Raw genomic sequence first — 12,942 nt, 5'->3', positions numbered from 1 at the left:
GAGGATGCCGGGCATGTCGCGATATGCCGCCCGGCTTGGCGCCGGCGGTCGGGGCCGGCGCGGAGGTAGAGGCTAGGATCAACGAATCTGGGCCTTCCCATAAGCATAACGACTCGGCCACGCCATGAACTACATCCTCTTCGCCGTACCCTTCTTTTTCCTCCTGATTGCCATCGAGTTGCTCGCCGACCGCTGGCGTGGCATGCGCACCTACCGTCTGAGCGACGCGCTGAACAGCCTCAGCGCCGGTGTGCTGTCCACCACCAGCGGCCTGCTGACCAAGGGGCTGGCTGTGCTCACCTACGCCATCGCCTGGCAGCACCTGGCGCTTTTCGAGATGTCCACGCAGAACCTCTGGGTCTGGGTGTTCGCCTTCGTCTTCTACGACTTCTGCTACTACTGGAACCACCGCCTGGGCCACGAGCGCAACGTGCTCTGGGCTGCCCACTCGGTGCACCACCAGAGCGAGGACTACAACCTCTCCACCGCGCTGCGGCAGACCAGTACCGGCTTCATCTTCGGCTGGATCTTCTACCTGCCCATGGCCATCGCCGGCGTGCCGCCGCTGGTGTTCCTCACGGTCGGCGCGCTGAACCTGCTCTACCAGTTCTGGGTGCACACCCGGCACATCCCCAAGCTGGGCTGGTTCGAGTGGATCTTCATCACCCCGTCCAACCACCGCGTGCACCACGCGCAGAACCCGGTCTACATGGATCGCAACTACGGCGGCGTGTTCATCGTCTGGGACCGCCTGTTCGGCACCTTCCAGGAGGAGCTGGACGAGGAGCCGGTGGTATTCGGCGTGACCGTGCCGCTGGCCAGCTGGAACCCGCTCTGGGCCAACCTGCAGGTCTACGCGCACCTGTGGAACGATGCGCGCCGCGCCGGCAGTACCTGGGACAAGCTGCGCATCTGGTTCATGCGTACCGGCTGGCGTCCCGCGGACGTTGCCCAGCGCTACCCCATGGCCAAGCCGGACCTGGCGTCCTTCCGCAAGTTCGAGGTGCCGCTGACGCGTGGCCGGCAGTGGTACGCCGGGCTGCAGTTCGCCACTTATGTGGTGGTCGGCACCTGGTTGCTGGGTGTCGGCGAGCACTGGCAGGTACTGCCGCTGGTGATTGGCTGGAGCTGGATGGCTTTCGGGCTCTACGCCATCGGCTGCTGGCTGGAGAACCGTAGCTGGGCGCTGCGCCTGGAACTGCTGCGATTGGCGCTGAACGTGCCGGCAGTGGCGGCCATGGTGCTATGGGGAGGGATCGAGCTGCCGCAGTGGGCACCCTGGGCGCTGGCGGTCTATTCGCTGCTCAGCCTGATCGGTCTGCTGGGCCTGCGGCGCGCCGAGCGCCTGCCGCAGGTGGCCTGATCGGCCGGGGTGCTCAGTCGGTCTTGCTGGCCTTGAAGCGGCGACGCAGCCAGAACAGCAGGCCGATCACCACGAGGCCACCGAGGACCATGAGTTCGTACTTCTTGATGTTGCCCAGTACGCCTTCCAGCACGCTGCCGAAGTAGAAGGCAGCGCTGCCCAGCACAGTGGCCCAGACTATGGCGCCGATGCCGTTGAGCAGCAGGTAGCGTGCCGGCGGGTAGCCGGACAGGCCGATGGCCACCGGCATCACGGTGCGCAGGCCGTAGACGAAGCGGAAGCTCAGCACCCACAGGTCGGGATGCTTGCGTACGTGTTCCAGGGCCTTGTCGCCCATCTTCTGCCAGCGCGGTTTGCGCGCAAGCAACTTGCGACCGTGGCGGCGGCCGAGGAAATACCAGAGCTGGTCACCGGCGTAACTGCCGAAGAAAGCCACCGCGATGACGTACTCCAGCTGCATGTAGCCGCGGAATGCCAGGAAGCCGGCCAGGACCAGAATGGTCTCACCCTCGAAGAACGTGCCGAGAAACAGCGCGAAGTAGCCGAAATCCTGCAGGAATTGTTGGAGCATTATCGAGGCAACGCAGCGAAATGAACGCGAAGCCTAACTCGGTTGTCGTCCGCAGGGAAGGCACCCCACTCCGCACAACTGACCTGGAACAAGCCTGTGCCGGTGCAGAGCGGCGGCTTGCCGCTGCGGCAGGATGCCGCGACCAAGGGTCACTGTTACCGGTTGTTACCAATCGGTCATAATTCAGGGCTATAACTGTCAGACTGTGCCTGCTGTATCAGGCCCTGGAGTACGCCGTGAGCTTCATTCCCGCCGATCGTGCCTTCCCCTTCACTCGTCTGCGTCGCAACCGTCGTGACGAATTTTCCCGCCGTCTGGTGCGCGAAAACGTCCTGACCACCAACGACCTGATCCTTCCGGTGTTCGTCCTCGACGGCAAGAACCAGCGTGAAGCGGTGCCCTCGATGCCGGGTGTGGAGCGCATGTCCATCGACCTGCTGCTCAAGGAAGCCGAAGAGCTGGTAGAGCTGGGCATCCCCGCGCTGGCGCTGTTCCCGGTAACCCCGCTGGAGAAGAAATCCCTCGATGGCGCCGAAGCCTTCAATCCCGACGGCATCGCCCAGCGCGCCACCCGCGCCCTGCGCGAGCGCTTCCCGGAGCTGGGCATCATCACCGACGTGGCGCTGGACCCGTTCACCAGCCACGGCCAGGACGGCATCCTCGACGAGGACGGCTACGTCCTGAACGACATTTCCGTTGATGTGCTGGTCAAGCAGGCGCTTTCCCACGCCGAGGCCGGCGCCCAGGTCGTGGCTCCCTCGGACATGATGGACGGCCGTATCGGCGCGATCCGCGAGGCCCTGGAATCCACCGGCCACATAAACACTCGCATCATGGCCTACTCGGCCAAGTACGCCAGTGCCTACTACGGCCCGTTCCGCGACGCCGTCGGCTCCGCCGCCAACCTGGGCAAGGGCAACAAGGCCACCTACCAGATGGACCCGGCCAACAGCGACGAAGCGCTGCACGAGATCTACGCTGACCTCGCCGAGGGCGCCGACATGATCATGGTCAAGCCGGGCATGCCGTATCTCGACATCGTTCGCCGGGCCAAGGACGAATTCCGCGCGCCGACCTTTGTCTACCAGGTCAGCGGCGAGTACGCGATGCACATGGCCGCGATCAACAACGGCTGGCTCAGCGATGCGGTGATCCTCGAATCGCTGCTGGCCTTCAAACGCGCGGGCGCAGATGGCATCCTGACCTACTTCGCCAAGCGCGCGGCGCAACAATTGAAAAAAATCAAAAGTGCGGGCTGACCCCCGTCGATGAGACGAGCGATGAATACCGAAGGCATTAGCGAAACCGAAGTTATCGAAGCTGACACCACCGCTGAAATCACCGAAGTCGTCGTGGAGGAGGTCGCCGAGGCGACGCCGCCGCCCGTCGAGCCGGCGGTGCCCGCGATCAACGTGGACGACAGTGCCCTCTATATTCATCGCGAGCTCTCGCAGCTGCAGTTCAACATCCGCGTGCTGGAACAGGCACTGGACGAGTCCTACCCGCTGCTGGAACGCCTGAAGTTCCTGCTGATCTTCTCCAGCAACCTCGACGAATTCTTCGAGATCCGTGTTGCCGGCCTGAAGAAGCAGATCACCTTCGCCCGTGAACAGGCCGGCGCCGACGGCCTGTTGCCGCACCAGGCGCTGGCGCGCATCAGCGAGCAGGTGCACGAGCAGGTCGCCCGCCAGTACAGCATCCTCAACGACATCCTGTTGCCGGAGCTGGCCAAGCACGACATCCGCTTCATCCGCCGCCGCTACTGGACGCCGAAGATCAAGGCCTGGGTTCGTCGCTTCTTCCGCGACGAGATCGCGCCCATCGTCACCCCGATCGGCCTCGACCCGACCCACCCGTTCCCGCTGCTGGTGAACAAGAGCCTGAACTTCATGGTCGAGCTCGAAGGCCTGGACGCCTTCGGCCGCGACTCCGGCCTTGCGATCATCCCGGCGCCGCGCTCACTGCCGCGGATCATCCGCCTGCCCGAAGAAGTCGCCGGTCCTGGCGACAACTACGTGTTCCTCTCGTCGATGATCCACGCCCACGCCGACGACCTGTTCCACGGCATGAAGGTGAAGGGCTGCTACCAGTTCCGCCTGACCCGTAACGCCGACCTCTCGGTGGATGCCGAGGACGTCGAGGACCTGGCCCGCGCACTGCGTGGCGAGCTGTTCTCGCGCCGCTACGGCGATGCGGTGCGTCTGGAGGTGGTGGATACCTGCCCGGTGCCGCTGTCCAACTACCTGCTCAAGCAGTTCGGCCTGTCCGAGACCGAGCTGTACCGCGTCAGCGGGCCGGTCAACCTGACCCGCCTGTTCAGCGTCACCGGTCTGGCCAGTCATCCGGAGCTGCAGTCCCCGCCGTTCACCCCGGCGATCCCCAAGCTGCTGCAGAAGAAGGAAAACCTGTTCAACGTGCTGGGCAAGCTCGACGTGCTGCTGATGCACCCGTTCGAGTCCTTCACCCCGGTGGTCGACCTGTTGCGCCAGGCCGCCAAGGACCCCAGCGTGCTGGCGATCAAGCAGACGCTGTACCGCTCCGGGGCCAACTCGGAGATCGTCGACGCACTGGTGGAAGCCGCGCGTAACGGCAAGGAAGTCACCGTGGTGATCGAGCTGCGGGCGCGCTTCGACGAAGAATCCAACCTGCAACTGGCCAGCCGCCTGCAGCAGGCCGGCGCGGTGGTGATCTACGGCGTGGTCGGCTTCAAGACCCACGCCAAGATGATGCTCATCCTGCGTCGCGAGGACGGCGAGCTGCGCCGTTATGCGCACCTGGGCACCGGCAACTACCACGCCGGCAATGCCCGCCTGTACACCGACTACAGCCTGCTGACCGCCGACGTGGCGCTCTGCGAGGACCTGCACAAGCTGTTCAACCAGCTGATCGGCATGGGCAAGACCCTGCGCATGAAGAAGCTCCTGCACGCGCCCTTCACCCTGAAGAAGAACCTGCTGGAGATGATCAACCGTGAGGCCGCCCAGGCTGCCGAAGGCAAGCCGGCGCACATCATGGCCAAGGTCAACTCGCTGACCGACGCCAAGGTCATCCGCGCGCTGTACAAGGCCAGCCAGGCCGGCGTGAAGATCGACCTGGTGGTGCGCGGCATGTGCTGCCTGCGTCCGGGAGTGCCGGGCGTGTCGCACAACATCCAGGTGCGCTCGATCATCGGCCGCTTCCTGGAGCACAGCCGGATCTACTACTTCCTCAACGGCGGCGAGGAGAAGCTCTATCTCTCCAGCGCCGACTGGATGGAGCGCAACCTCGACATGCGCGTGGAGACCTGCTTCCCGGTGGAAGGCAAGAAGCTCGTGCTGCGTGTGAAGAAGGAGCTGGAGTCCTACCTGAGCGACAACACCCAGGCCTGGGTGCTGCAGTCCGACGGCAGCTACGTGCGCCAGAGCCCCAGCGGCAACCAGAACGCCCGCAACGCCCAGGCGACCCTGCTGGAGCGCCTGTGCACGCCGGTGATCAGCGTTCGCTGATCCGCCGTCGTTGCATAAAGAAGCCCTGCCTTGGCAGGGCTTTTTCATGGCTGAGCTTTCGCAGGAGCAGCGGAGGTTCTGGTAGAGCGCATGACGCGCAAGCGCTATCCGCCACGAGGCAAGCGGCGGATAACCCGTTCCGGGTTATGCGCCCTACGTCTGGCACCGAACTCAAACTGTAGGAGCGGGCCGCGCTCGATCGTCAACGTGGAGAGCGGATTCCGCCGCACGGGATTTCGCAGGCATGGCCCGCTCCTGCAGGTCATGCCTTTGTCTGTTGCGGGGGAGATCAGCTCACGCTGAGCGAATAGCCCACGCGCTTGAGCCATTCGGCTTCCTGCTCGAAGTCCGCCTGGGTCAGCGGGTTGGCGGCCAGCCAGCCGTCCGGGAAGCGCACGTCCAGCGACTTGCCGGAGGCCTTCAGGGCCACGGCCGGCATTTCCTGTGTGCCACGGATGTGGTGGAAGAGGATGGCGAAGCGCAGCACGATGCACAGGCGGATCAGCTTGTCGCCCTCGTCGCCCAGCTCGTTGAACTTGTCCACCGGGATGTTGCGGCGGTGGCCGCGCACCAGCAGGGCCAGGGTCAGCTGGTCCAGGCGCGAGAAACCGGCCAGGTCCGAGTGCTCCAGCAGGTAGGCGCCGTGCTTGTGGTAGTGGTAGTGGGCGATGTCCAGGCCCAGCTCGTGGACGCGCGCGGCCCACATCAGCAGCTCGCGGTGGCCCTCGTCGTTCAGGTCCCAGGCCTTGGAAACCTGGTCCAGGGATTCCAGCGCCTTGGCCTCGACGCGCGCGGCCTGTTCCGGATCGACGTGGTAGCGCTCCATGAGTGCGCCGATGGTGCGCTCGCGGACGTCCTCGTGGTGGTGGCGGCCCAGCAGGTCGTAGAGCACGCCTTCGCGCAGGGCGCCTTCGGAGTGGGTCATGCGGGTCAGCTCGAGGGCGTCGAACAGGGCCTCGAGGATCGCCATGCCGGCCGGGAAGATCGGCCGGCGGTCCGGCTTGATGCCGTCGATGTCGAGCTTCTCGACCTCGCCCAGCTTGAACATCTTGCGCTTGAGCCAGGCCAGGCCTTCGGGGTTGATCTCGCCGTTGCCGTGGCCGCCGGCCTGGATCGCCAGGCAGATCGCACGGATGGTGCCGGAGGCGCCGACGGCCTCGTCCCAACCCAGGCGGCGCAGGCTGTTCTCGATGCTCATCAGCTCCAGGCGGGCCGAGGTGTAGGCCTGGGCGTAGCGCGCCGGGGTGATCTTGCCGTCCTTGAAGTAGCGCTGGGTGAAGCTCACGCAGCCCATCTGCAGGCTCTCGCGCAGTTGCGATTCGAACTGCTGGCCGATGATGAACTCGGTGCTGCCGCCGCCGATGTCGACCACCAGGCGCTTGCCGGGGTTGTCCGGCAGGGTGTGGGACACGCCCAGATAGATCAGGCGCGCTTCTTCGCGGCCGGAGATGACTTCCACCGGGTGGCCGAGGATCTGGTCGGCTTCGCGGATGAATTCGGCACGGTTGCGCGCTTCGCGCAGGGCGTTGGTGCCCACCACTCGAACCGAACCCGGCGGCATGCCGTTGATGAACTGGGCGAACTGCTTCAGGCAGTCGTAGCCGCGCTGCATGGCTTCCGCGGTGAGCATGCGGTCCTCGCCGATGCCCGCGGCCAGCTGGACCTTCTCGCCCAATCGCTCGAGGATGCGGATCTCGCCGTGATCGGCCTTCGCCAGGACCATGTGGAAACTGTTCGAGCCAAGGTCAATGGCCGCGATCATCGGAAAGGTCTTGGCAGGGGTATGGGGCATAGGGGCGGGTCCGGATAAATACGGGAGACATCCTGCCATTTTAGGCAGGTAGTGCCAATGAAGGGGTTGTCACCGATCAGAAGTCGCCGCGGCAGCGATAGATACACTCAATCGGCTGTGCCTTTCGGTGTGGGCCGAGGCGGGATATGATGGCGGACACTTTTTCGCATCCGATTGACGGAGAGAATACATGAGCGAACATATCGTCAATGTTACCGATGCCAGCTTCGAGCAGGACGTACTGAAGTCCGATAGTCCCGTGCTGGTCGACTACTGGGCCGAATGGTGCGGCCCGTGCAAGATGATCGCCCCGGTACTCGACGAGATCGCCAAGGACTATCAGGGCAAGCTGAAAGTCTGCAAGCTGAACATCGACGAGAACCAGGACACCCCGCCGAAGTACGGCGTGCGTGGCATTCCGACCCTGATGCTGTTCAAGGGCGGCAACGTCGAAGCGACCAAGGTCGGCGCACTGTCCAAGTCGCAGCTGGCTGCCTTCCTCGACAGCAACATCTAAGTCGAAGAAGCCCGAAAAACCCCGCCAATGCGCGGGGTTTTTTCGTTATTGCCCCTAGACGCTCCGAAACTCGGGTGTTAAATTCGGGCGCACAACGATTATTTCGTTGTCCCCTGCAAGCCGTCGCCGACGCACTTCCCATTCGAATTCCAAGCGATCCTGTCCGTCATCTACGGCGCGGCTCTTCAAGCATCACGCTTGTTCCCTTTTCCCCTTTCAGCGTATTTACGTCCCTTCTATGAATCTGACCGAACTCAAGCAAAAGCCGATTGCCGAATTGCTGGAAATGTCCGATGCCATGGGCCTGGAAAACATGGCCCGTTCGCGCAAACAGGACATCATCTTCGCGCTGCTGAAGAAGCATGCGAAAAGCGGTGAGGAAATCTCCGGTGACGGCGTGCTGGAGATTCTCCAGGATGGCTTCGGCTTCCTGCGCTCCGCCGATTCCTCGTACCTGGCCGGCCCGGACGACATCTACGTCTCGCCCAGCCAGATCCGTCGCTTCAACCTGCGCACGGGCGATACCATCATCGGCAAGATTCGGCCGCCGAAGGAAGGCGAGCGTTACTTCGCCCTGCTGAAAGTCGACTCGATCAACTTCGATCGTCCGGAGAACGCGAAGAACAAGATTCTCTTCGAGAACCTGACGCCGCTGTTCCCGACCAAGCGCCTGACCATGGAAGCCGGCAACGGCTCCACCGAGGACCTCACCGGCCGTGTGATCGACCTCTGTTCGCCGATCGGCAAGGGCCAGCGCGGCCTGATCGTCGCCCCGCCGAAAGCGGGCAAGACCATCATGCTGCAGAACATCGCCTCGAACATCACCCGCAACAACCCCGAGTGCCACCTGATCGTCCTGCTGATCGACGAGCGCCCGGAAGAAGTGACCGAGATGCAGCGCACCGTGCGCGGCGAAGTGGTCGCCTCCACCTTCGACGAACCGCCGACCCGCCACGTGCAGGTTGCCGAGATGGTGATCGAGAAGGCCAAGCGCCTGGTCGAGCACAAGAAGGACGTGATCATCCTGCTGGACTCCATCACCCGTCTGGCTCGTGCCTACAACACCGTGATCCCCAGCTCCGGCAAGGTGCTCACCGGTGGTGTCGACGCCCATGCCCTGGAAAAGCCCAAGCGCTTCTTCGGCGCCGCGCGCAACATCGAGGAAGGCGGTTCGCTGACCATCCTCGCCACCGCGCTGATCGAAACCGGCTCGAAGATGGACGAAGTGATCTACGAGGAATTCAAGGGTACCGGTAACTCGGAACTCATCCTCGACCGTCGCATCTCGGAAAAGCGCGTGTTCCCGGCGATCAACATCAATCGCTCCGGCACCCGTCGCGAAGAGCTGCTCACCGGTGAGGAAGAGCTGCAGCGCATGTGGATCCTGCGCAAGATCCTCCACCCGATGGACGAGATCGCCGCCGTGGAATTCCTCCTCGACAAGCTGCGCCAGACGAAGACCAACGACGAGTTCTTCGACTCCATGAAGCGCAGCAAGTAAGCGCTCTGCGAGACCAACGAGGCCGGGGAAACCCGGCCTTCGTGTTTCTGCAAGGCGCTGATAGGCGGTAGACTGTCGCATCATCCTGCCGCCATCGAGATCCTCATGCAGTATCGCGACCTGCGCGAGTTCATCGCTGCCCTGGAGCAGCGCGGACAGCTCAAGCGCATCCAGGCGCCGGTATCCCCGGTGCTGGAAATGACCGAGGTGTGCGACCGCACCCTGCGCGCCAAGGGCCCGGCCCTGCTGTTCGAAAAGCCCACCGGCTATGACATCCCCGTACTCGGCAACCTGTTCGGCACGCCCGAGCGCGTGGCGCTGGGCATGGGCGCCGAGGACGTCTCCGAACTGCGCGAGATCGGCAAGCTGCTGGCCTTCCTCAAGGAGCCCGAGCCGCCCAAGGGGCTGAAGGACGCCTGGTCCAAGCTGCCGATCTTCAAGAAGGTCATCAACATGGCGCCCAAGGTCCTGCGGGACGCGCCGTGCCAGGAAGTGATCGAGGAGGGCGACGACGTCGACCTGTCGAAGCTGCCGGTGCAGACCTGCTGGCCCGGCGACGTCGCGCCGCTGATCACCTGGGGCCTGACGGTCACCCGCGGGCCGAACAAGGAACGGCAGAACCTGGGCATCTACCGTCAGCAGGTGATCGGCCGCAACAAGGTCATCATGCGCTGGCTCAGCCACCGCGGCGGTGCGCTGGACTTCCGCGAGTGGTGCCAGAAGCACCCCGGCCAACCTTATCCGGTGGCCGTGGCCCTCGGCGCGGACCCGGCGACCATCCTCGGCGCCGTCACTCCGGTGCCGGACAACCTCTCCGAATATGCCTTCGCCGGCCTGCTGCGCGGCCACAAGACCGAGCTGGTCAAGTGCATCGGCAACGACCTGCAGGTGCCGGCCAGCGCCGAGATCGTCCTCGAAGGGGTGATCCATCCCGGCGAGATGGCCGATGAAGGCCCGTACGGCGACCACACCGGCTACTACAACGAGGTGGACCGCTTCCCGGTGTTCACCGTCGAGCGCATCACCCGCCGGCAGAAACCGATCTACCACAGCACCTACACCGGCCGCCCGCCGGATGAGCCGGCGATCCTCGGCGTGGCGCTGAACGAAGTCTTCGTGCCGATCCTGCAGAAGCAGTTCCCCGAGATCACCGACTTCTACCTGCCGCCCGAAGGCTGCTCCTACCGCATGGCGGTGGTGACCATGAAGAAGCAGTACCCCGGCCACGCCAAGCGCGTGATGCTGGGTGTCTGGTCGTTCCTGCGACAGTTCATGTACACCAAGTTCGTTATCGTCACCGACGACGACATCAACGCCCGCGACTGGAACGACGTGATCTGGGCCATCACCACGCGCATGGACCCCAAGCGTGACACGGTGATGATCGACAACACCCCGATCGACTACCTGGACTTCGCCTCGCCGATCTCCGGCCTGGGCTCGAAGATGGGCTTGGATGCCACCCACAAGTGGCCGGGCGAGACCAGCCGCGAATGGGGGCGGGTGATCGAGAAGGACCCGGCGGTGACCCGCCGCGTCGACGAAATCTGGGCGAGCCTGGGCATCGATTGATGCGCGGGTAACCTTGTAGGAGCGGGCCATGCCCGCGACCTGACGCCGAGATTGGCCAAGGTTCGCGGGCATGGCCCGCTCCTACAGAATCAGAAGAACGAGAACAGCGCTTGAAAGTGACCTTGCAACCCTCCGGAGCCCAGCTTGAGCTGCGGCCCGGGGAACGTATCCTCGACGGTGCGCGGCGCCTGGGCTACGAGTGCCCGCAGAGTTGCCGCAACGGCAATTGCCATATCTGTGCGGCGCTGCTGGTGGAAGGCCGCGTGCGCCAGGACGGCGAGGTGCGCGACCACGGCGAGCTCTTCACCTGCCTGGCCGAGCCGCTGGAAGACTGCGTGCTGCACTGGGACGGTGTGCTGGCCCCCGGCGAGCTGCCGGTGCGCAAGCTGTCCTGCCAGCTGAGCCTCTGCGAGCCGGTGGGCGGCGACGTCTGGCGCGTGCGCCTGCGTGCCCCGGCCGGCAAGCCGCCGCGCTACCACGCCGGGCAGTACGTGCTGATCGAGCGTGAGGGCAGCGACCCGGCGGCCTTCTCCCTGGCCTCCGCGCCGCAGGAAGGGCGTGACCTGGAGCTGCATATCCTGGCCCGCGAAAACAGCGCCATCGACCTGCTGGCGCAGTTGCAGCGCGATCGCTTCGCCCGCGTGCAGATGCCCTTTGGCGACGCGCACCTGGCCGACCTGCCGGACGGCCCGTTGGTACTGATCGCCGCCGGCACCGGCATGGCGCAGATGCACAGCCTGATCGAATTCTGCCGCGCGACTGGTTTCGCCCACCCGGTACACCTGTACTGGGGCGTGCGCCGCCCGGAAGACTTCTACGAGCTGCCGCACTGGGAGCAGTGGGAAAGCGTACCCAACCTGCACCTGCACAGGATCGTCAGCGACCTGTGCGGCTGGCAGGGGCGCTGCGGCCTGCTGCATGAGGCTGTGTGCGAGGACTTCGCCGAGCTGTCCGGCCTGCGTGTCTACGCCAGCGGCTCGCCGGCGATGGTCTACGGCACCCTGGATGCGCTGGTGGCGGCGGGCATGGACCCGCACCAGATGCGTGCGGACGTCTTCGCCTACGCCCCACGAGGCTGATTCAACTGTCCAGCGTCGTTGGAGCGACTCGCCGTGCCAGTCGCACTGTCTTCGGCACTCCGCCTAGCTATTCAGTCGACTCAGTCTCGTGGGTGGCATGTGGCGAGAATTCTTCCTGCAACGCCGCGCGAATCCAATCCTCGAACCAGGCCACATCGGCGCTCACCGCGCCGGTGGGCAGCAGCAGCTGGTAGCTCTCCAGCGGCACCTCCTCGGGTAGCGGCCGCACCAGCGTGCCGGCGGCCAGCTGGTGCTTCACCAGCACCAGGTTGGCCAGGGCGATGCCGTGGCCGGCCTCGGCCATGGACAGCGCGTGGTCGTTGCTGACGTAGAGCACGTCGGAGTTCACCCGCAGGTCCAGCCCGATGGTGGACAGCCAGAGGTTCCACCATTCGCCGTCGTCGACGTGGATCAGCTTGTGCTGCGCCAGCTCGTGCACGCTGCTCAGCGGGCCGTGTTCTTCGAGGTAGGAGGGCGAGCACACCGGGAAAACCGCCGGTCGCACCAGGGTGCTGTGGCACTGCGGATAGACGCCGGGAAGCCCGTAGACGATCCCCAGATCGGCGCTTTTGCCGTCCACTTCAGTGAAAGTCGGGTTGGGTTCCACCGCTACCTTCAGGCCGGGGCGCTGCTGGCGCAGGGTTTCCAGGCGCGGCATCAACCAGCGCTTGGCAAAGGCCGGCACCACCAGGATCTTCAGCCAGCGCGCGGTGCCGCCGGGGGCCAGCTCGTGGCCGGCGTCGGCGATCTGCTGCAGGGCTGTGGATATCTTCGCGTAGTAGCGCTGCCCGGCCGGCGTCAGGCTCACCCCGCGCGGGGTGCGCTCGAACAGCTGCACGCCGAGCCAGTCTTCCAGCAGCTTCACGTGACGGCCGATGGCCGGCTGCGTCACATGCAGGTCTTTCGAGGCGGCGACATAGCTGCCCAGCCGGGCGGCGGCCTCGAAGGCGCGGACGGCATTGAGCGGCGGAAGACGCTGGATGGACATGGCGAGGCCTCGGGGGTATCAGCTTTTTAGCTGTTAAATTATTTAATATCGAATGTAAGAAAATTGAGCTTTCC

At 64.6% G+C, this 12,942-nt stretch carries 10 protein-coding genes; 7 read left to right on the top strand and 3 right to left on the bottom strand.

What is annotated here, in order from left to right:
* Window positions 1-124 precede the first annotated feature (124 nt).
* Window positions 125-1,363 (top strand): sterol desaturase family protein, encoded by a 1,239-nt coding sequence (locus tag IB255_RS12375; protein WP_081519506.1) that lies wholly within the window; start codon window positions 125-127, stop codon window positions 1,361-1,363.
* Between the two features lie 13 nt (window positions 1,364-1,376).
* Here the strand turns inward: IB255_RS12375 and IB255_RS12370 are convergent, their stop codons facing one another.
* On the bottom strand, window positions 1,377-1,937 hold the full coding sequence (locus IB255_RS12370) for a DedA family protein (RefSeq protein ID WP_026079304.1): 561 nt from the start codon (window positions 1,935-1,937) through the stop codon (window positions 1,377-1,379).
* 233 nt (window positions 1,938-2,170) lie between these two features.
* Here IB255_RS12370 and hemB point away from each other — a divergent pair, with 233 nt between their 5' ends.
* Together hemB and ppk1 are read left to right on the top strand one after the other, a co-directional pair.
* Entirely contained in the window at window positions 2,171-3,193 is a 1,023-nt protein-coding gene (gene hemB, locus IB255_RS12365; RefSeq protein WP_081519507.1) for a porphobilinogen synthase, read from the top strand.
* 21 nt (window positions 3,194-3,214) lie between these two features.
* Window positions 3,215-5,419, top strand: a complete 2,205-nt coding sequence (gene ppk1, locus IB255_RS12360) for a polyphosphate kinase 1 (protein WP_081519508.1) — start codon at window positions 3,215-3,217, stop codon at window positions 5,417-5,419.
* A 289-nt stretch (window positions 5,420-5,708) separates the two neighbouring features.
* Here the strand turns inward: ppk1 and ppx are convergent, their stop codons facing one another.
* Window positions 5,709-7,211, bottom strand: a complete 1,503-nt coding sequence (gene ppx, locus IB255_RS12355; RefSeq protein WP_081519509.1) for an exopolyphosphatase — start codon at window positions 7,209-7,211, stop codon at window positions 5,709-5,711.
* Between the two features lie 190 nt (window positions 7,212-7,401).
* Here ppx and trxA point away from each other — a divergent pair, with 190 nt between their 5' ends.
* The 4 genes from trxA to IB255_RS12335 all read left to right on the top strand — a co-directional run bounded on the left by trxA (window position 7,402) and on the right by IB255_RS12335 (window position 11,880).
* Complete coding sequence (gene trxA / locus IB255_RS12350; RefSeq protein ID WP_081519510.1) at window positions 7,402-7,728, top strand: thioredoxin TrxA; 327 nt, start codon at window positions 7,402-7,404, stop codon at window positions 7,726-7,728.
* Between the two features lie 238 nt (window positions 7,729-7,966).
* On the top strand, window positions 7,967-9,229 hold the full coding sequence (gene rho, locus IB255_RS12345) for a transcription termination factor Rho (RefSeq protein WP_015475046.1): 1,263 nt from the start codon (window positions 7,967-7,969) through the stop codon (window positions 9,227-9,229).
* Window positions 9,230-9,334: 105 nt separating this feature from the next.
* The gene (ubiD, locus tag IB255_RS12340; protein ID WP_081519511.1) at window positions 9,335-10,801 is read left to right on the top strand and encodes a 4-hydroxy-3-polyprenylbenzoate decarboxylase; all 1,467 of its coding nucleotides are present in this window, start codon (window positions 9,335-9,337) and stop codon (window positions 10,799-10,801) included.
* A 110-nt stretch (window positions 10,802-10,911) separates the two neighbouring features.
* Window positions 10,912-11,880, top strand: coding sequence for a CDP-6-deoxy-delta-3,4-glucoseen reductase (locus tag IB255_RS12335; RefSeq protein WP_081519512.1), 969 nt, complete (start codon window positions 10,912-10,914; stop codon window positions 11,878-11,880).
* A 67-nt stretch (window positions 11,881-11,947) separates the two neighbouring features.
* Here the strand turns inward: IB255_RS12335 and IB255_RS12330 are convergent, their stop codons facing one another.
* Window positions 11,948-12,868, bottom strand: a complete 921-nt coding sequence (locus IB255_RS12330; RefSeq protein WP_081519513.1) for a LysR substrate-binding domain-containing protein — start codon at window positions 12,866-12,868, stop codon at window positions 11,948-11,950.
* Window positions 12,869-12,942: the final 74 nt, after the last annotated feature.

The sequence above is a fragment of the Pseudomonas sp. PDM22 genome (assembly GCF_014851965.1).
Classification (GTDB): Bacteria; Pseudomonadota; Gammaproteobacteria; order Pseudomonadales; family Pseudomonadaceae; genus Pseudomonas.
The sequence above is the reverse complement of the archived record's forward strand: the minus strand, read 5'-3'. Positions and strand labels throughout refer to the sequence as shown.